The sequence below is a fragment of the Streptomyces thermovulgaris genome (genome assembly GCF_002155915.1).
Classification (GTDB): domain Bacteria; phylum Actinomycetota; class Actinomycetes; order Streptomycetales; family Streptomycetaceae; genus Streptomyces; species Streptomyces thermovulgaris.
On record NZ_MUME01000287.1, the window covers coordinates 1 to 18565 of the forward strand.

16 protein-coding genes, 2 tRNA genes and 2 pseudogenes are annotated in these 18565 nt (G+C 69.5%); 10 read left to right on the forward strand and 10 right to left on the reverse strand.

Annotated elements, in window-relative coordinates; genetic code table 11:
- Nucleotides 1–239: 239 nt before the first annotated feature.
- Nucleotides 240–326, reverse strand: a tRNA-Leu gene (locus CCN35_RS21120).
- A gap of 487 nt (nucleotides 327–813) precedes the next feature.
- On the opposite strand from CCN35_RS21120, the gene CCN35_RS21125 reads away from it, so the two are divergent.
- From CCN35_RS21125 to pknB, 6 genes are all read left to right on the forward strand, one after another.
- A complete protein-coding gene (locus tag CCN35_RS21125; RefSeq protein ID WP_067398313.1) occupies nucleotides 814–1662 on the forward strand; it encodes an FHA domain-containing protein in 849 nt (282 codons plus the stop codon).
- Nucleotides 1663–1672: 10 nt separating this feature from the next.
- Entirely contained in the window at nucleotides 1673–2182 is a 510-nt protein-coding gene (locus CCN35_RS21130; protein WP_067398315.1) for an FHA domain-containing protein FhaB/FipA, read from the forward strand.
- A gap of 120 nt (nucleotides 2183–2302) precedes the next feature.
- Nucleotides 2303–3835, forward strand: coding sequence for a Stp1/IreP family PP2C-type Ser/Thr phosphatase (locus tag CCN35_RS21135; protein ID WP_067398319.1), 1533 nt, complete (start codon nucleotides 2303–2305; stop codon nucleotides 3833–3835).
- 27 nt (nucleotides 3836–3862) lie between these two features.
- Nucleotides 3863–5308, forward strand: coding sequence for an FtsW/RodA/SpoVE family cell cycle protein (locus tag CCN35_RS21140; RefSeq protein WP_067398321.1), 1446 nt, complete (start codon nucleotides 3863–3865; stop codon nucleotides 5306–5308).
- Nucleotides 5305–6786: a peptidoglycan D,D-transpeptidase FtsI family protein gene (locus CCN35_RS21145; protein ID WP_067398324.1), complete on the forward strand. Its 1482-nt coding sequence runs from the start codon at nucleotides 5305–5307 to the stop codon at nucleotides 6784–6786. Before CCN35_RS21140 ends, CCN35_RS21145 begins: the two co-directional genes overlap by 4 nt.
- 170 nt (nucleotides 6787–6956) lie before the next feature.
- A complete protein-coding gene (pknB, locus tag CCN35_RS21150) occupies nucleotides 6957–8954 on the forward strand; it encodes a Stk1 family PASTA domain-containing Ser/Thr kinase (RefSeq protein ID WP_067398326.1) in 1998 nt (665 codons plus the stop codon).
- A gap of 363 nt (nucleotides 8955–9317) precedes the next feature.
- Here pknB and CCN35_RS21155 read toward each other — a convergent pair whose 3' ends face one another.
- The 5 genes from CCN35_RS21155 to CCN35_RS21175 form a co-directional block, all read right to left on the reverse strand.
- Nucleotides 9318–10094, reverse strand: a complete 777-nt coding sequence (locus tag CCN35_RS21155) for a class E sortase (RefSeq protein WP_067398329.1) — start codon at nucleotides 10092–10094, stop codon at nucleotides 9318–9320.
- 14 nt (nucleotides 10095–10108) lie between these two features.
- Nucleotides 10109–11494: a class E sortase gene (locus CCN35_RS21160; RefSeq protein WP_107501077.1), complete on the reverse strand. Its 1386-nt coding sequence runs from the start codon at nucleotides 11492–11494 to the stop codon at nucleotides 10109–10111.
- Complete coding sequence (locus CCN35_RS21165; RefSeq protein WP_067398335.1) at nucleotides 11491–12129, reverse strand: aminodeoxychorismate/anthranilate synthase component II; 639 nt, start codon at nucleotides 12127–12129, stop codon at nucleotides 11491–11493. The genes CCN35_RS21160 and CCN35_RS21165 overlap by 4 nt, the downstream gene beginning before the upstream one ends.
- Nucleotides 12126–12287: a hypothetical protein gene (locus CCN35_RS21170; protein ID WP_086793915.1), complete on the reverse strand. Its 162-nt coding sequence runs from the start codon at nucleotides 12285–12287 to the stop codon at nucleotides 12126–12128. Before CCN35_RS21170 ends, CCN35_RS21165 begins: the two co-directional genes overlap by 4 nt.
- A gap of 215 nt (nucleotides 12288–12502) precedes the next feature.
- Complete coding sequence (locus CCN35_RS21175; RefSeq protein WP_067398337.1) at nucleotides 12503–13294, reverse strand: DUF881 domain-containing protein; 792 nt, start codon at nucleotides 13292–13294, stop codon at nucleotides 12503–12505.
- A gap of 142 nt (nucleotides 13295–13436) precedes the next feature.
- Between CCN35_RS21175 and crgA the strand changes: the two genes are divergently transcribed.
- Complete coding sequence (crgA, locus tag CCN35_RS21180; RefSeq protein WP_067398339.1) at nucleotides 13437–13688, forward strand: cell division protein CrgA; 252 nt, start codon at nucleotides 13437–13439, stop codon at nucleotides 13686–13688.
- Between the two features lie 337 nt (nucleotides 13689–14025).
- Here crgA and CCN35_RS21185 read toward each other — a convergent pair whose 3' ends face one another.
- Nucleotides 14026–14934, reverse strand: coding sequence for a rhomboid family intramembrane serine protease (locus CCN35_RS21185; RefSeq protein WP_067398341.1), 909 nt, complete (start codon nucleotides 14932–14934; stop codon nucleotides 14026–14028).
- A gap of 129 nt (nucleotides 14935–15063) precedes the next feature.
- The gene (locus CCN35_RS21190; RefSeq protein WP_067398343.1) at nucleotides 15064–15597 is read right to left on the reverse strand and encodes a peptidylprolyl isomerase; all 534 of its coding nucleotides are present in this window, start codon (nucleotides 15595–15597) and stop codon (nucleotides 15064–15066) included.
- Nucleotides 15598–16146: 549 nt separating this feature from the next.
- Between CCN35_RS21190 and CCN35_RS21195 the strand changes: the two genes are divergently transcribed.
- Nucleotides 16147–16860, forward strand: a complete 714-nt coding sequence (locus tag CCN35_RS21195; RefSeq protein ID WP_067398345.1) for a DUF5324 family protein — start codon at nucleotides 16147–16149, stop codon at nucleotides 16858–16860.
- 316 nt (nucleotides 16861–17176) lie between these two features.
- On the opposite strand, the gene CCN35_RS21200 is transcribed toward CCN35_RS21195, so the two are convergent.
- Nucleotides 17177–17249 (reverse strand) — tRNA-Ala (locus tag CCN35_RS21200).
- Nucleotides 17250–17428: 179 nt separating this feature from the next.
- Here CCN35_RS21200 and CCN35_RS21205 point away from each other — a divergent pair.
- Together CCN35_RS21205 and CCN35_RS21210 are read left to right on the forward strand one after the other, a co-directional pair.
- The gene (locus CCN35_RS21205) at nucleotides 17429–17977 is read left to right on the forward strand and encodes a DNA-binding protein (RefSeq protein WP_067398348.1); all 549 of its coding nucleotides are present in this window, start codon (nucleotides 17429–17431) and stop codon (nucleotides 17975–17977) included.
- 67 nt (nucleotides 17978–18044) lie between these two features.
- Nucleotides 18045–18461 (forward strand): annotated as a pseudogene (locus tag CCN35_RS21210) (protein kinase domain-containing protein); the annotation flags it as partial.
- Here CCN35_RS21210 and CCN35_RS30100 read toward each other — a convergent pair.
- A pseudogene (locus CCN35_RS30100) lies at nucleotides 18459–18565 on the reverse strand (protein kinase domain-containing protein); the annotation flags it as partial. The pseudogenes CCN35_RS21210 and CCN35_RS30100 sit on opposite strands and share 3 nt — an antisense overlap.

Below are 18565 nucleotides of genomic sequence, written 5' to 3' on the forward strand. Positions count from 1 at the left end.
CCCCCGTCGACGCCCCCACGGCGACCCCTCGCGAGCCCTCTGTGACGACGCTCACACCCCGCGCACAACCGCCGGCGGCGCCGCGCACCACCGTGCACCCCGACGGATCCGTCCGTGAGATACCTCACGTTCCGTGAGCCGTCGCCCTCCTCCGGGCGACGGACCTCCCGCCGAGCAACGGAAAACGGGCCCCCACCGTGACTTCCGTCACCGGCGGAGACCCGTACCTCGGTATCTCGTGGTGCGCGAGGGGGGAGTTGAACCCCCACGCCCTTGCGGGCACTGGAACCTGAATCCAGCGCGTCTGCCTATTCCGCCACCCGCGCATTGGGTGTGTCCTCGGGCTTCCGCCCCTTGTGGGGGCCGGTGCCTTCCGACATCCAGAAGATTAGCACGCCCCGGACCGTGGATTCACATCGCTTTCCCGACGCGTTCCCGGCGCGGGCGCGAACGGCCCCGCACGGGTGCCGGCCCGTGCCCGTCCCCGCCCCGGCCCCGGCACCGACCGGCACCGACCGGCATCGACCGCGCGCCGACCGCGCTCCGGCCCCGCCCGCCTGTCCGGGACCGTACGGGGACCACCGTCAGGTGCGGGACACTGGGAGGCGGCCACCTCTACGATCCTGGGCAGACGTACCGAGAAGTACCCGGCGCACAGCGGGCGTCGACAACCGTCGACGGGGCCGACAGGGGGAACCAGCCGATTCAACGGCGCGTGGATACGATCAGTAAGCAGTACCAGGCAAGCACGACACGGCAGTACGACGGCAAGACCCGCAACGACAGCGACGGCCACGACGGAGGAGGTGCCCCATGGGAGTCCTGAAGAAGTTCGAGCAGCGTCTCGAAGGTCTGGTCAACGGCACCTTCGCCAAGGTCTTCAAGTCCGAGGTCCAGCCCGTGGAGATCGCGGGTGCGCTCCAGCGCGAGTGCGACAACAACGCGACCATCTGGAACCGCGACCGCACCGTCGTACCCAACGACTTCATCGTGGAGCTCAGCGCGCCCGACTACGAGCGCCTGAGCCCCTACTCCGGCCAGCTCGGCGACGAGCTCGCCGGCATGGTGCGCGACTACGCCAAGCAGCAGCGCTACACCTTCATGGGCCCGATCAAGGTCCACCTGGAGAAGGCGGAGGACCTGGACACCGGCCTGTACCGGGTGCGCAGCCGCACCCTGGCCTCCTCCTCCAGCAACCACCAGGCCCCCGGAGCCTCCTACCCGGCCCCGCCCGGCCACCCCGGCGCCGCCCCGGGCGGATACGGCTACCCGCCCGTCGGGGCACCCCCCATGCCGTCCGCGCCGCCGCCCGGCCGTCCCGGTGGCTACGGCTACCCGCCGCCCGTCCAACGGCCTCCGCAGATCCCGTCGGCCGGCGGCCGCACCCGTTACTGGATCGAGATCAACGGCACCCGCCACCAGATCTCCCGTCCGACGATGGTGCTGGGCCGCAGCACCGACGCCGACGTGCGGATCGACGACCCCGGCGTCTCCCGCCGGCACTGCGAGATCCGGACCGGAATGCCCTCGACGATCCAGGATCTCGGGTCCACCAACGGCATCGTGGTGGACGGGCAGCACACCACCCGCGCTACGCTCCGCGACGGCTCGCGGATCGTCGTGGGCAGCACCACCGTTATCTACAGGCAAGCCGAAGGGTGAAGCGGGGGCAATGTCAGAGCTGACCCTCACGGTCATGCGGCTGGGTTTCCTGGCCGTACTGTGGCTGTTCGTGATCGTGGCCGTGCAGGTCATCCGCACCGACCTGTTCGGTACACGCGTCACTCAGCGGGGGGCCCGCAGGGAGGCCGCCAGGCCTCAGACCGGACGACAGGCCGCGCCTCCGCAGCAGCGCGGTCAGCAGGGCGGCGGCCGTCAGCGCCGCAACGCCCCCACCAAGCTGGTGGTGACCGAGGGAACCCTCACCGGCACCACCGTCGCACTGCAGGGCCAGACGATCACCCTGGGCCGTGCGCACGACTCCACGATCGTGCTGGACGACGACTACGCCTCCAGCCGCCATGCCAGGATCTACCCGGACCGCGACGGTCAGTGGATCGTCGAGGACCTCGGATCCACCAATGGCACGTACCTGGACCGGTCCCGGCTGACGACTCCCACGCCGATCCCGCTGGGAGCACCGATCCGCATCGGCAAAACCGTCATCGAGCTGCGGAAGTAGTACGACAATGAGCGAGCGGAGCGAGCACGCAGCGGCGGCCGTCATCCCGGGCCCCGGCGCGCTCCCGACCAGAGGGTGGGCACCGTGCGGTTGCACCCGGAGCCGACGGGCGAGGTGCGCATGAGTCTGTCACTGCGTTTCGCCGCCGGATCGCACAAAGGCATGATCCGCGAGGGCAACGAGGACTCCGGCTACGCCGGTCCCCGCCTGCTCGCGATCGCCGACGGCATGGGCGGCCAGGCCGCCGGCGAGGTCGCCTCCTCCGAGGTGATCTCCACCATCGTCGCCCTCGACGACGACATCCCCGGTTCCGACATCCTCACCTCGCTCGGCGCCGCCGTACAGCGCGCCAACGAGCAGCTGCGCGCCATGGTCGAGGAGGACCCGCAGCTGGAGGGCATGGGCACCACGCTCACCGCCCTGCTGTGGACCGGCCAGCGGCTCGGTCTCGTCCACGTCGGCGACTCGCGCGCCTATCTGCTGCGCGACGGGGTGCTGACCCAGATCACCCAGGACCACACCTGGGTGCAGCGCCTGGTCGACGAGGGACGCATCACCGAGGAGGAGGCCAGCACGCACCCGCAGCGCGCCCTGCTGATGCGCGCTCTGGGCAGCGGCGACCACGTCGAGCCCGACCTGTCCATCCGCGAGGTCCGCGCCGGCGACCGGTATCTGATCTGCTCCGACGGCCTGTCCGGCGTCGTCTCCCACCAGACGCTGGAGGAGACCCTCGCCAGCTACCAGGGACCGCAGGAGACCGTGCAGGAGCTGATCCAGCTCGCCCTGCGCGGCGGCGGTCCGGACAACATCACCGTCATCGTCGCCGACGTCCTCGACCTGGACACCGGCGACACCCTCTCCGGACAGCTGTCCGACACCCCCGTCGTGGTCGGCGCGGTCGCCGAGAACCAGCACCACCTGCACGACAACGGCATCATGCAGACCCCGGCCGGGCGTGCCGCCAGGCTCGGCCGCCGGCTTCCCGGACAGGGCGGCCGGGGCGGCGAGTTCGGCCCTCCCGGCTCCGGCGACACCACCGGCTACCTCCCGGGCGACGGCTTCGCCAGGCCGAAGAAGAGCCGCAAGTGGCTGAAGAGATCCTTCTACAGCGCGCTCACGCTCGCCGTCATCGGCGGCGGTCTGTACGGCGGCCACCGCTGGACGCAGACCCAGTACTACATCGGCGTCAACGACGACCACGTCGCGCTGTACCGGGGCATCAGCCAGGACCTGGCCTGGCTGAAGCTGTCCAGGCTGGAGTCCGACCACCCCGAGATCGAACTCAAGTACCTGCCGCCCTACCAGCAGAAGCAGGTCAGGGCGACCATCGCCGAGGGCGGCCTCAAGGACGCCCGCAGGAAGATCGACGAGCTGGCAGTGCAGGCCTCCGCGTGCAAGAAGGAGGCACAGCGCCGGGCCGCCGAGGAGAACAACGCCGCATCGGGTCAGGGCCGGGCCGGCGAACCCGCCGGCACCGCGAGCACCACGGGAACCACCCGCACCGCCTTCACGTCCAAGGTGACGCCGCCGCCGAAGCCATCGGCGGTGAAGTACCCGTCGTCACCGTCGTCCCCGCCCACGTCCACGAGCAGCCCCGGCCCCACTCTCTCGGAGGAAGAGCAGAAGGTCGTCTCGCTGTGCGGTAAGCAGTAGGCAAGCCGTGAGAGGCCCTGTCACACGATGAGCAGCACTACCAACCCGTCGACGCACCACACGTCCACGATCGGCGCGATCGGCGCGCCGAGCCGACGCAACACCGAACTCGCGCTGCTGGTCTTCGCCGTCGCCATCCCGGTGTTCGCCTACGCCAACGTGGGCCTGGCCATCAACAACGAGGTGCCCGCCGGCCTGCTGAGCTACGGCCTGGGCCTGGGTCTGCTGGCCGGGGTCGCCCACCTTGTCGTACGCAAGTTCGCTCCGTACGCGGACCCGCTGCTGCTGCCCCTGGCCACGCTGCTGAACGGGCTCGGACTGGTCGCCATCTGGCGCCTGGACCAGTCGAAACTGCTGCAGGCCATCCGCCAGGCGGGAACGGCCGCACCCCGGCAGCTGATGTACACGGCCCTGGGCATCGCCCTGTTCGTGGGAGTGCTGCTCCTCCTGAAGGACCACCGCGTCCTGCAGCGCTACACCTACATCTCCATGGTCGGCGCGCTGATCCTGCTGCTGCTGCCCCTGGTCCCCGGCCTCGGGCAGGACATCTACGGCGCCAAGATCTGGATCTCGGTCGCCGGCTTCTCCATCCAGCCGGGTGAGTTCGCGAAGATCGTCCTGGCGGTCTTCTTCGCCGGCTATCTGATGGTGAAGCGCGACGCCCTGGCGCTCGCCAGCCGCCGCTTCATGGGCATGTACCTGCCGCGAGGCCGGGACCTCGGCCCGATCCTGGTCGTCTGGGCCATCTCCATCCTCATCCTGGTCTTCGAGACCGACCTCGGCACCTCGCTGCTGTTCTTCGGCATGTTCGTGATCATGCTGTACGTCGCCACCGAGCGGACCAGCTGGATCGTCTTCGGTCTGCTGATGTCCGCCGCCGGCGCCATCGGCGTGGCGTCCTTCGAGTCGCACATCCAGACCCGTGTCCAGGCCTGGCTCGACCCGATGCGCGAGTACCAGCTGAGCCGGCAGGGGGTCAAGGACGGCATCATCCACTCCGAACAGGCCATGCAGGCCCTGTGGGCCTTCGGCTCCGGCGGCACCCTCGGCTCCGGCCTCGGCCAGGGCCACTCCGACCTCATCCGGTTCGCCGCCAACTCCGACTTCATCCTCGCCACCTTCGGCGAGGAGCTGGGGCTGGCGGGCATCATGGCGATCCTGCTGATCTACGGCCTGATCGTGGAGCGCGGCATCCGCACCGCGCTGGCCGCCCGCGACCCCTTCGGCAAGCTGCTCGCCGTCGGTCTGTCCGGCGCCTTCGCGCTGCAGGTCTTCGTCGTGGCCGGCGGTGTGATGGGCCTCATCCCGCTCACCGGTATGACGATGCCGTTCATGGCGTACGGCGGTTCCTCCGTCATCGCCAACTGGGCCCTGATCGGTGTGCTGCTCCGGATCAGCGACACCGCACGCCGGCCCGCTCCCGCCCCCGCCTCCAACCCCGACGCCGAGATGACTCAGGTGGTCCGCCCGTGAACAAGCCCCTGCGCCGGATCGCAATCTTCTGCGGCATCCTGATCCTCGCCCTGCTCATCCGCAGCAACTGGATCCAGTACGTCAAGGCCGACAGCCTCAGGAACGACCCGGACAACCGCCGCGTCACCATCGCCCGCTACTCCACCCCGCGCGGCGACATCATCGTCGACGGCTCCCCGATCACCGGGTCGAAGGAGGTCAAGACCAACGGGCTCAACGACCTGAAGTACAAGCGCGTCTACAAGGACGGCCCCATGTGGGCCCCGGTCACCGGCTTCGCCTCGCAGTCCTTCGGCGCCACCCAGCTGGAGAACATCGACGACGGCATCCTCACCGGCAACGACGACCGGCTGTTCTTCCGCAACACCCTGGACATGATCACGGGCAAGCCCAAGCAGGGCGGCAATGTGGTCACCACGCTCAACTCGGCCGCCCAGAAGGCGGCGTACAACGGTCTGAAGCGCCGCGGCAAGGGCGCCGTCGTCGCCCTGGAGCCGTCCACCGGCAAGATCCTGGCCCTGGCCTCCTACCCGTCCTACGACCCCTCGTCGTTCGCCGGCAACACCAACGACGACGCCAAGGCCTGGAACAAGCTGCAGAAGAAGAACAACCCGGACGACCCGATGCTCAACCGGGCACTGCGCGAGACCTACCCGCCGGGCTCCACCTTCAAGGTGGTCACCGCGGCGGCCGCGCTGGAGTACGGCCTGTACACGTCGGCGGACCAGTCCACCGACTCGCCGCTGCCCTGGATCATGCCCGGCACCACCACCCCGCTGCGGAACGACGGCGACCTCCCCTGCGAGAACGCCAGCATGCGGGAGGCGCTGCGGGTGTCCTGCAACACCGTCTTCGGCAAGATCGGCTCGGACCTCGGCAACGAGAAGATGCTCGAGCAGGCCAAGAAGTTCGGCTTCACCCAGGAGCACTTCACCCCGGTCCGCGCCAATGCCTCGGTGTTCTCCGACGACATGAACAAGTCGCAGACCGCGCTGTCCTCGATCGGCCAGTTCAACACCGCCGCGACTCCGCTGCAGATGGCGATGGTGGCCGCGGCGATCGCCAACGACGGCAGGCTGATGAAGCCGTACATGGTCGACAAGCTGCAGTCGCCGAGCCTCGACACCATCGAGCAGACTCAGCCCGAGGAGCTGAGCCGGCCGCTGTCGTCGAAGAACGCCCAGATACTGCAGTCGATGATGGAGACCGTCGTCAAGGACGGCACCGGCAAGAACGCGCAGATCAACGGTGTCACCGTGGGCGGCAAGACCGGTACCGCCCAGCACGGTGTCGACAACAGCGAGAAGCCGTACGCCTGGTTCATCTCCTACGCCAAGACCAGTGACGGCAGCTCGCCGGTCGCGGTCGCCGTGGTCGTCGAGGACGAGAACGCCAACCGTTCCGACATCTCCGGCGGCGGTCTCGCGGCCCCCATCGCCAAGGACGTGATGGAGGCAGTCATCAACTCCAGGAAGTGACCCCCGTCACGTCGCCTTCACATCGGTGCACGTTGCGATACCGGTCCTGTATCGGGTTACGGGCTTGGCCAGGTCACACAAAGCGAGCCGGGTACGGTAGGCCCGGACAGCAGCTCCGGCGGCACATGCAGTGCCGGTCGGGACCGGACGGAGAGGGCTGGTAGGGAATTATGGAAGAGCCGCGTCGCCTCGGCGGCCGGTACGAGCTGGGCAATACGCTCGGCCGTGGTGGCATGGCGGAGGTGTACCTCGCGCATGACACCCGCCTGGGCCGGACTGTGGCGGTGAAGACGCTGCGCGCCGACCTGGCGCGCGATCCTTCCTTCCAGGCCCGGTTCCGCCGGGAGGCCCAGTCGGCCGCCTCGCTCAACCATCCCGCGATCGTCGCGGTCTACGACACGGGCGAGGACTACATCGACGGGGTCTCCATCCCGTACATCGTGATGGAGTACGTCGACGGCTCCACCCTCCGGGAACTGCTGCACAGCGGTCGCAAGCTGCTGCCCGAGCGGGCCCTGGAGATGACCATCGGCATCCTCCAGGGTCTGGAGTACGCCCACCGCAACGGCATCGTCCACCGCGACATCAAGCCGGCCAACGTCATGCTGACCCGCAACGGTCAGGTCAAGGTCATGGACTTCGGCATCGCCCGCGCCATGGGCGACTCCGGCATGACGATGACCCAGACCGCGGCCGTCATCGGCACCGCCCAGTACCTGTCTCCCGAGCAGGCCAAGGGCGAGCAGGTCGACGCGCGTTCCGACCTCTATTCGACGGGGTGCCTTCTCTACGAGCTGCTGACGGTCCGCCCGCCGTTCGTCGGCGACTCCCCGGTCGCGGTCGCCTACCAGCACGTCCGTGAGGAGCCGCAGCCGCCCAGCGTCTTCGACCCCGAGATCACGCCCGAGATGGACGCGATCGTCCTGCGGGCGCTGGTCAAGGACCCCGACTACCGCTACCAGACCGCCGACGAGATGCGCGCCGACATCGAGGCCTGTCTCGACGGCCAGCCGGTCGCGGCCACGGCCACCATGGGCTCGGTCGGCTACAACAGCTACCCCGACGACCAGCCGACGGCCGCCATGCGCCCCGAGCCGGCCGCCGGGTCCACGACGATGCTGCCGCCCATGAACCCGGACGACGGCGGCTTCGGCTACGAGGAGCGCCCCGACCGGCGGCGTCAGAAGAAGTCCTCGAACACCTCCACGATCCTGCTGGTCGCCTCCGGTGTGCTGGTCCTCATCGGCGCCATCCTCATCGGCAAGTGGATCTTCAGCGGCGACGCCCCCAACAACAACGTGGTGGCCGTGCCCAACTTCGTCGGCCAGACGAAACAGGAGGCCCAGGAGTCGGCGGAGAACGTCGACCTGAAACTGTCGTTCAGCGAGGACACCTGCGAGGACCAGCCCAAGGGCCGGGTCTGCTCGCAGGACCCCAAGTCGGGGACGGACATCGACAAGGGCGAGACCGTCAGCCTGGTGATCTCCACCGGGGCGCCGAAGGTCCTCGTCCCCGATGTGCGCGGTCTGACGTTCGACAAGGCGGAGTCCCAGCTGAAGGAGAAGGGCTTCAAGGTCGAGAAGCAGACCCAGGAGTCCGACCAGTCCCCGGGCGTCGTCATCGACCAGGACCCCCAGGGCGACACGGAGCGGGAGAAGGGCTCCACGGTGACCCTCACGGTCGCCGCGGAGAAGAAGCAGGTCCCGGTCCCGGACGTCAGGAACAAGTCCTGCGACGAGGCCAAGGCCCAGATGGAGGCCAACGGCCTCATCGGCGAGTGCACCGAGGTGCCCACCAACGACCCCAACCAGAACGGCAAGGTCATCGAGACCGTTCCGGGCATCGGCCAGCCGGTCGACAAGGAGTCCCGGGTGACCATCCGGATCGGGAAGCTCGAGGATCAGCAGCCGAAGGCACGGGTGCCCAACGTCTTCCGGCAGACCGTGGCGGTGGCCCGGCAGATCCTGGGCCAGGCCGGCTTCACCAACATCCAGTTCGCCGAGGGCAGCAGCCAGGACGACAACGCCATCGTCCTCGACCAGGACCCGAAGCCCGGCAGTGAGGTCGACGATCCCGGCAGCACGACGATCACGCTGAGGACCGTCGGTCCCGGCCTCGGCGGCGGGAACGGCGGAAACGGCGGCTTCTTCGGCGGAGGAGGCGGCTGATCCCCGGCACTCCCCGGCCCCGGACGGCACGAGCCCCGGCCTCCCCTCACCGGAAGGGGGCCGGGGCTCCGTCGTGTCCGCGGGGCGCCGTCGTGCCCGCGGGCGGCCGGGGAAGCGCCCGTGCGGCGGCCGGGGGCCCGCCGGCCCGGGCCGCCCCCGCGGGCGGCCGGGAGGCGAGGCGCGGGCGTCCCGCTCACGGCTTCCGCGGCGGGCCCGGAACGCCGGATGGGGCGCCTTGCGACGACAGGGGCCGGGAAGACCGGTACGGCGACAGCAGAACGGCCCGGAGCCGCACGACGCCGGGTTCCGGGCCGTTCCAGTACCGGGGTGCCGGGGCCGCCCTCCTCCGGGAGGGCGGCCGGCTCATCCGCGCAGTTCCTTCGGCGGCGTCCGCTTGTCGTCCACCTTCTCCACCCGGACCAGCTCGCCCCAGACGATGTACCGGTACTTCGAGGTGTACATCGGGGTGCAGGTCGTCAGCGTGATGTAGTGGCCGGGCTTCCTCGCCCCCGACTCCTTCGGGATCGGGGCGAGGACCTCGACGTTGTACTTCGAGGTCTCCGGGAGGATCTTGTAGACCTTGTAGACGTACCACTTGTCCCTCGTCTCGAAGACGATGGGATCGCCCTCGCGCACCTTGTGGATGTTGTGGAACTTCGCCCCGTGCCCGTCCCGGTGCGCGGCGAGCGAGAAGTTGCCCTTCTTGCCGGACATGGGCAGGACCGCCTTGACGGGGTCCAGGTAGTAGCCGGCCACGCCGTCGTTCAGCACGGCGTCCGAGGTGCCCTTCTTGACGAGGATCTCGCCGTCGTGCATGGACGGCACGTGCAGGAAGCCGATGCCGCCCTTGGTGTCCAGCTCACCGGGGCCGCCGGGGGCGGACTGGGCCCACTCGTCACGCACCTTGTGGCCCTGCTGATCGGCCTCGCGGTCCGCCAGGACGTTCGTCCACCACAGGGAGTAGACGACGAACAGACCGAGGACCAGCCCCGCCGTGATGAGGAGTTCACCGAGGACGCTGATGGCGAAGGCCAGCGGACCGACCCCTCGGCGGCGCCCCCCGGGATCGGCGGCGGACGTGTCGTCGCGCCCTTCGGTGCCGTCGTTGTGCTCTGCCGTGTGGTCCGTGGTCGCTGCCACTGTTCATCCGCCCTTTAACTGACGAGCGCATCCGGCTTGCCCTTGCTGCGCGGCCGTTCCTCGACCATCTTGCCCCAGACGATCAACCGGTACTTACTGGTGAACTCCGGTGTGCAGGTGGTCAGTGTGATGTACCGGCCGGGCTTGGTGAAACCCGATCCCTTCGGAATGGGGTCGAGGACGCTCGTGTTGGACGGCGGCGTCACCGGCAGCATCGACGCCATCTTGTAGACGAAGTAGGTGTCCTGGGTCTCCACGACGATCGCGTCGCCCGGTGTGAGCCGGTTGATGTACCGGAACGGCTCGCCGTGCGTGTTGCGGTGGCCCGCGAGCCCGAAGTTGCCCGTCTTGTCCTCGGGCATCGCCGTGCGCAGGGGCTCCTCCGCGTAGTGCCCGACCATGCCCTTGTCCAGCACCTTCGTCTTGCTGATGCCCTCCGCGACCGGCACCACCACGTCCAGCTTCGGAATGTGCAGCAGGGCGAAGCCCTGTCCCGGCTCGAACTTCCCCGGGTTCCGCTTGCCGCTCGCCCAGTCGTTCTGCAGCTGGCTCGCCTCGTTGCCCGCCTGGGCGAGCGCACGCACATTCGTCCACCACAGCTGGTAGGTGACGAAGAGCAGCATCACCACACCCATGGTGATGAACACCTCGCCGATCAGCCGGCTGGCGATGACCCCCGGGCTCGGCCTGCGCGCCCGTGCCTGCCGGCGCGCCTCCACCCGGGACAGCGGCGCGGACGGACGGTCCGCCTGCCCGCCCTTCCCCGGCGCCGTGCCCGCGGTGCCCCCGCGGCGGCCGCCGCGGCGCCTGGCGGCCTTTCTGCGGGCCGCGCGCCCGCCGGCCAAAGGCCGCCGCTCCTCGGTCTCCGGGTCCGGGAACGCCTCGTGGGGCGGATCCGGGAGCCGCAGCGCCACCGTCTCCTCGTCGACGGCGGGCGGTTCGGGCTGCGGCGGGACGTACGGCTCGGGCTGCGGCGCGGGGTGGGATGCGGGGTGCGGCATGGGCGGCGGATACCCGGCCGCCGCGTCACCGGCCGGCCCGTGGGCGTAGGGAGCACCCGCCGGTTCCATCGGCCCCGCGGGACCCGTCGGACCCGTCTGGGGCGCCACCGGAGCCGCGTAGGAGGCCGTGTACGGCTGCTGGGGTGCCGTGTGGAGATGCTGCTGGGGCGCGGCGTACGGCTGCTGCTGCGGGGGCACGGCATGGGGCGCCGCGTACGGCTGCTGCGAGGGCACGGTTCCGTAGGTCTGCTGGGGCACGCCCTGGGCCCCCGTGCCGTACGCCTGCTGAGGCACCCCCTGCACCCCCGTGCCGTACCACTCCTCGAACGCACCCGGCCCTCCGTACGGCTGCTGCCCGTACGGAGGGTCCGTCTCACGCTCGGGGCGCAAGGCGGTCACGCCGAGGCCCTGCCCACCACCGGGGCCAGCCCCGCCGATCTCGCCACCGCCCCCTCGTCGCCGCACTCCGCCAGCCAGTTGGCCAGCATCCGGTGCCCGTGCTCGGTCAGCACCGACTCGGGATGGAACTGCACGCCCTCGACGGGGAGTTCACGATGGCGCAGGCCCATGATGATGCCGTCGGACGTACGTGCCGTCACTTCCAGCTCCTCGGGCACGGTCGCGGGCTGTGCGGCCAGCGAGTGATAGCGGGTCGCCGTGAACGGGGAGGGCAGGCCGGCGAAGACCCCCTTGCCCTCGTGCTCCACCAGTGAGGTCTTGCCGTGCAGCAGCTCCGGCGCACGGTCCACCACACCGCCGTACGCCACCTGGATCGACTGCATGCCCAGGCACACCCCGAAGACCGGGACGCCGGTCGCGGCGCAGTGGCGGACCATCTCCACGCAGACACCGGCCCGCTCGGGCGTGCCCGGTCCCGGCGAGAGCAGCACTCCGTCGAAGCCGTCCTGGGCGTGCGCCGTCGACACCGCGTCGTTGCGCAGCACCTCGCACTCGGCCCCCAACTGGTACAGGTACTGCACCAGGTTGAAGACGAAGCTGTCGTAGTTGTCCACGACGAGAATCCGCGCACTCACTGGTTGTCCACCGTCACATCGTTGAAGGGAAGCAGTGGTTCGGCCCACGGGAAGACGTACTGGAACAGGACGTAGACCACGGCCAGGATCAGCACCAGTGAGATCAGCGCTTTCACCCACCTGTTTCCCGGCAGATGCCGCCAGATCCAGCCGTACATGCTGTCCCTTCCGTCTCCCCCGGCACCAGACTCACGCCGTACACCACCAGACTAACGGCGCGGCGCCCGATGTTTCCCGGCCTCCGCAAGGCTGGGTGGAGGCGGATTCCGGGCCCTTGTACCCGGACATACGTGGCGCGGGGCCCGATCGCCTCAATGCCGGTGGGCACGGTTTCGCGCTTTTCGTGCCGACGGCGGTGCGCCGTCCGCCGGCCTCACTTGTCGTCCTGCTCCACGGGGCGTGCGTACTGCAGGTCCACTGTGCCCGAATAACCCGGAAGAGTCACCGTTCCCTCGTCGGTGACTTTCCAGCCGAGGCCGTAGACGTTGACGTACACCATGTAGTTCTGGATCGCCGGGGAGTCGGCGAGCGCCTTGCGCAGCTTCTCCGGGTCGCCGACCGCCGTGATCTTGTACGGCGGCGAGTAGACGCGGCCCTGGAGGATCAGCGTGTTGCCCACGCAGCGCACCGCGCTGGTGGAGATCAGCCGCTGGTCCATGACCTTGATGCCCTGGGCGCCGCCGTTCCACAGCGCGTTGACCACGGCCTGGAGATCCTGCTGGTGGATCACCAGGTAGTCGGGCTGGGGCTCGGGATAGCCGGGGAGCTTGGCGGTGGCGTCCGGCGGGGCGTCGTTGAGCGTGACCGTGATCGCCCTGCCCCTGAGTTCCCGCGTGCCCGCGCTCTTCTCCAGCTCGGCGAGGCTGTCGCTGCGGGCCTTGCCGACGTCGGCGGTGCGCCGGGCGAGGGCGGCGACGTCGGCGCGCAGGGCGGCGTTGGCCTCGTCCAGTTCCTTGTTCTTGCGGCTGCGCTCCTGGACGAGGTCGGACAGCCGCAGCAGGGACGCGTCCGTGCGGATGTCGGTGCCCTTGGCCGTGTGGAAACTGGTGAAGAAAATGAGCCCGGCGAGAGCGAAGACGGCAGCGGTGAGGACCTGCATGGGCCTCGGACGGCGCGGGCGGGCCGGGCCGTCACCCGTCGGGGGAGAGTCGGCGGAATTGCTCAACGTACCCTTATCTCCTTCGGCGCCGTGGAAGCACTACGCTAACGGACGCCCGGGAGAGTACTCAGTGTCCCCTTGTACGCTGCCCCGGAAGCCAGCTCAGTTCCCTGCGCGGCCACGCAGCGCATCGACAGGAGAGACCCTCGTGCCGAAGTCACGTATCCGCAAGAAGGCCGACTACACCCCGCCGCCCACCAAGCAGACGAACGTCAAGCTGCAGAGCAGCAGCTGGGTGGCGCCCGTCATGCTGGCCCTGTTCCTTCTCGGTCTGGTCTGGATCGTCGTCTTCTATGTGACCGGCGGCTCGCTGCCCGTCGAGTCCCTGGGCAACTGGAACATCGTGGTGGGCTTCGGTTTCATCGCCGCGGGATTCGCCGTCTCCACGCAGTGGAAGTGATGCCAGGCCCCGGTGACCCAGCTCTGCCCACGGTTGTTCGCTGAGTTATCCACAGGCCGGTGCAATATCCACACTTTGAGCTGGGGAAAAGCCCCGATCTGTGGATAACCCTTCTTCCGTTGACACCGGTACGACCGTCACACCGCCTCTACAGTCTCCCTCGCCCCCTTCCTGACCTGCGCAAACGCGGATGACAAGGGGGCGTGCGCATCCTCACACGCTGTACACAGAACCCGCCACCCTCTGTGGACAACTCAGCGGCAATTCAGCACCACGGAGGGTGCCGACCGCGGTCGGAGGTCCCGGAGGTGGCCGGCCGAGTCCCAGGCGGGGAGGCTCAGACGAGCTGAGCCGTTCTGATCAGCGTCAGTGCCACCACGACCGCCAGAACCAGCGCACAGGTCCCATACTGCACCAAGGACCGCCGCTCGCGCGGGGCGTGGACCATCGCATAGCCGATGACCGCGCCCGCGACCAGACCGCCGATGTGGGCCTGCCAGGCGATGTTGCTCCAGGTGAAGGTGAAGATCAGGTTGATCACCAGCAGGGCGATGATCGGCCGCATGTCGTAGTCGAGCCGGCGCATCAGCACGGCGGTCGCACCGAACAGGCCGAAGATGGCGCCGGAGGCGCCGAGCGAGGCCTGGCTCGGCGCGGCGAGCAGATACGTCAGCGCGCCGCCCGCGAGACCGGAGACGAGGTACAGCGCGAGATAGCGCACCCGGCCGAGGGCCGCTTCCAGAGGACCGCCCAGCCACCACAGGCCCAGCATGTTGAAGGCGATGTGCCAGATCTCCTCGTGGGCGAACATCGAGGTCACCAGGCGGTACCACTCACCGTCCGCGACTCCCGCCACGGGCAGGAACGGCGGCGGCGGCCACGCGCCGAGCAGGACCAGATGCCCCAGGAGCGAGGACTCGGCGTGGATCGCGATGAACACCGCGAGATTGATCCCGATGAGGATCTTGGTGAGCAGACGGGGGTCGGCGGCCACGGTGCCGCCGGCCAGGGTGCGGGGCCGGCTCGCGGCGGGCGGATGACCGGTGCCGGAGCCGCTGCGGACGCAGTCCGGGCACTGGAACCCCACGGAGGCGCTCACCATGCACTCGGGGCAGATCGCCCGCTCGCAACGGGTGCAGCGGATGCCGGTCTCGCGGTCCGGGTGGCGATAGCAGGTGGGCAGGCGGTGGACTTCCGGCGGCCCCTGGTCCGCCGGGCCCTGCGGACTGCCTGGTGCCTGGTCCATGAAGGTCCCCTCGTTCGTCCTGGACGGTGCACGGCTGCGGCTCCTTCGGGCAAGGCACCGCCCCGCTCATCCTTACGGACGAGCGGGGCGATTGGTTCCCTCGGGAAGCCGTCGGGCCGGACCTTCGGTTCAGCCCTCGCGGGTCTCGACGACGACGGTCTCGATGACGACGTCGTCGACGGGGCGGTCGGTGCGCGGGTTGGTCCGCGTGTTGGCGATGGAGTCGACGACCTTCCGGCTGGCCGGGTCGACGACCTCGCCGAAGATGGTGTGCTTGCGGTTCAGCCAGGTCGTCGCGGCGACCGTGATGAAGAACTGCGAGCCGTTGGTGCCCGGGCCGGCGTTGGCCATCGCCATCAGGTAGGGCCGGTCGAAGGAGAGGTCCGGGTGGAACTCGTCCTCGAACTGGTAGCCGGGACCGCCGGTGCCGTTGCCCAGCGGGTCACCGCCCTGGATCATGAAACCGCTGATCACCCGGTGGAAGACCGTGCCGTCGTAGAGCTTCGCCGTGGACTTCTCACCAGTGGCGGGGTGGGTCCACTCGCGCTCGCCCTTGGCGAGCTCGACAAAGTTCCGGACCGTCTTGGGGGCGTGGTTCGGCAGGAGCCGGACCTCGATGTCGCCGTGGTTGGTCTTCAGGGTGGCGTAGAGCTGCTCAGCCACGATCTGCCTTCCGTTGTCTTCGTGTGACCCCCCGATCCTCGCACGGCCCGTGCCGTGCGTCGTCCGGCGGCGGTTTCCGGGCGGGCATCCGGCCGATCCGGTTGCGCGGCACCCGTCCGGTCCCCTCGGGCCGGGAGCGCGGTGCCGCGACTCTCCGTGACCTTGCCGGCGACAAGTCCCTCTTGTTCCGCATTCACACCTGTTGATCCCTGTTCACTCCCGTAACCCCAGTCCGCCCCTGTTCACCCCTTGTCCCGCTCATCCCTGTCCCGCTCATCCCTTGCCCCTCCGCCGCTCCTCCGCGCTCGCCGGCCGCTCCTCCGCGCTCGCCGGCCGCTCCTCCGCCCTCGTCCGCCGTTCGTCCGCGCTCGTCGGCCCTCGCGCACGAGCGCCCCGTGGGGGCTCCCGGCCCAAGGGCCGCCGCGGTGGGCGGGACCACGGCCCGTGACCCGGATGCCCGCCCTCGCATGCCCCCGGGCACCGGGGCAGGCATGATCCGTAAAAGGGTGGAAAGTCGCCATACCGTACGCCACCGAGGAGGAGGAACCCGTGACCCGCATCGACAGCGTGCGCGCCGCGACCGGCTCGGCAAAGGACAGCGTGCTGCACGCCGCGGAAGTGGTGGCGCCCTACGCCGACACGGCCAGGGAAAGGGCCGCGCACTACGCACACGAGGCACGCGTACGGCTCGCGCCGAAGGTGTCGCTGGCCGCCGAACAGGCCCGCGTCCAGTACGGCACCCATGTCGCACCCCGGCTGGAGCAGGCCTGTGCGCAGGCCCTGGCCCATGTGCCGCCGAAGGTCGACCTGGCCGCCCAGCAGGCGGCCGAACGGACACGCAGGGCCGCCCGGCAGGCCGCCGAGTACTCCCGGCCGAGGATCGAGCAGGCGAGGATCGCGGCGGGGCCGGTCGCGGACGAGGCCGCCGCACGCAGCGTCGCCGCGCTGGCCGTCCTGCGGGGTCAGGTCCCGGCGCGGAAGGTCCAGAAGCTGGCCCACAGGCAGCGGCAGCGGGGCCGGACGGGCCGTGCCGCGAGGCTGCTCACGCTGGCGGGCCTGCTCGCCGGCGGCGCCTTCGCCGCCTGGAGGTGGTGGGAGCGGCAGGCCAACCCCGACTGGCTGGTGGAACCGCCGGCCGCCACGGAGGTGCCCGAGTCGGGCGAACTGCCCTCGGTGGACGGCAACGGCCGGTCCGCACAGGACCCGGACGTCCGGGCACAGCAGGCCGAGGAGAAGACGGCGCGCCGCGACAAACGCGGCTGACCGCCTTTTCGACGGCGCGGCCCCACGCACCGCTCAAAGCCGTCGAACGCCACCGGGCGGCCGTCGGAAGAACCCCTGAAGCCGAAAGAACCACCGAGAGAACCATCGAAAGGGCCGCCCGAAGGGCTGCCGAAAAGACCACCAAAAGGAGAAAAGGGAGAAAAAGCGAAAAGGTGAAGAAAAGCCGAAGGCAGCGGCAGACAGCGGCGAAAAGGCGCATCACGCAGCAGCTCCCCCGGTCCGGAGGACGGACCGGGGGAGCTGCTTCGTCACGTCACGTCCACGTCCGCGCAGGTCGCGTCCGTGTCCGAGCCCGTGGAGCCTAGGGGAGTCGAACCCCTGACATCTGCCATGCAAAGACAGCGCTCTACCAACTGAGCTAAGGCCCCGTAAGAGGAGCATCCGGCCGGAGACGGACCTCCGGTCGGCGTCGCAGACCAGGGTACCGGGTCACCCCCCGGATCTCACAAAAGGATTGGACTCCCCGTGGACGACCACTCTCCGTAAGATGCTCGGCATGGTTCGCTACAGCGAACCGGGGTACCTGGGGAAGCGATGGGGAGACGCAATGGACGCCGCACAGCAGGATGCCACCGCAAGAGCGCGTGAACTGCAGCGGAACTGGTACGGGGAGCCGTTGGGGGTACTCTTCCGCAAGCTCATAGACGACCTCGGGCTCAACCAGGCCCGGCTGGCGGCGGTGCTGGGGCTGTCCGCACCGATGCTGTCGCAGCTGATGAGCGGCCAGCGCGCGAAGATCGGCAATCCGGCGGTGGTCCAGCGGGTGCAGCTGCTGCAGGAGCTGGCGGGACAGGTGGCGAACGGCAGCGTCAGCGCGGCCGAGGCCACCGAGCGCATGGAGGAGATCAAGCGGTCGCAGGGGGGCTCGGTGCTCAGCAACCCCACGCAGTCGACGAACAGTTCGGGTGCGCCGACGGTCAAGCGGGTGGTCCGCGAGATCCAGTCGCTGCTGCGTTCGGTCGCGGCGGCCGGCGACATCATCGACGCGGCGAAGATCCTGGCCCCGACCCACCCCGAACTGGCCGAATTCCTCCGGGTGTACGGCGCGGGCCGCACCTCGGAGGCGGTCGCGCACTACCAGACCCACCAGACCTGACCCCAAGGGGCGCATCGCCCCGTCGAGAAGGGCGTGGGGCCGCAGGGGGGAGGAGCGACGCACAGCCATGGGTGAGGTCTTCGCCGGCCGGTACGAGCTGGTCGACCCGATCGGGCGCGGTGGAGTGGGGGCGGTCTGGCGCACCTGGGACCACCGGCGTCGCAGGTATGTGGCCGCCAAGGTCCTGCAGCAGCGCGATGCGCACTCCCTGCTGCGCTTCGTGCGGGAGCAGGCACTGCGGATCGACCACCCCCATGTGCTCGCCCCGACCAGCTGGGCCGCCGACGACGACAAGGTCCTGTTCACCATGGATCTGGTGGCCGGCGGCTCACTGGCCCATCTGGTCGGGGACTACGGCCCGCTGCCCCCGGCGTTCGTCTGCACCCTGCTCGACCAACTGCTGTCGGGGCTCGCCGCGGTGCACGCGGAGGGAGTCGTGCACCGCGACATCAAGCCCGCCAACGCCATCATCACCAACAACGGCCCCGTGCAGGGCGCGGGCGATCCCGAAGTTCATCACCTTCACGGCGCCGTTGTTGGTGATGATGACGTTGGCGGGCTTGATGCTGCGGTGCACGATCTCGTGCT

Excerpts from the sequence above, each read along its gene's own strand:
- CCN35_RS21125 (WP_067398313.1), top strand. The coding sequence starts at position 814 with ATGGGAGTCCTGAAGAAGTTCGAGCAGCGTCTCGAAGGTCTGGTCAAC.
- CCN35_RS21130 (WP_067398315.1), top strand. The coding sequence starts at position 1,673 with ATGTCAGAGCTGACCCTCACGGTCATGCGGCTGGGTTTCCTGGCCGTA.
- CCN35_RS21135 (WP_067398319.1), top strand. The coding sequence starts at position 2,303 with ATGAGTCTGTCACTGCGTTTCGCCGCCGGATCGCACAAAGGCATGATC.
- CCN35_RS21140 (WP_067398321.1), top strand. The coding sequence starts at position 3,863 with ATGAGCAGCACTACCAACCCGTCGACGCACCACACGTCCACGATCGGC.
- pknB (WP_067398326.1), top strand. The coding sequence starts at position 6,957 with ATGGAAGAGCCGCGTCGCCTCGGCGGCCGGTACGAGCTGGGCAATACG.
- CCN35_RS21170 (WP_086793915.1), bottom strand. The coding sequence starts at position 12,287 with ATGTACGGCTGGATCTGGCGGCATCTGCCGGGAAACAGGTGGGTGAAA.
- CCN35_RS21185 (WP_067398341.1), bottom strand. The coding sequence starts at position 14,934 with ATGGACCAGGCACCAGGCAGTCCGCAGGGCCCGGCGGACCAGGGGCCG.
- CCN35_RS21205 (WP_067398348.1), top strand. The coding sequence starts at position 17,429 with ATGGACGCCGCACAGCAGGATGCCACCGCAAGAGCGCGTGAACTGCAG.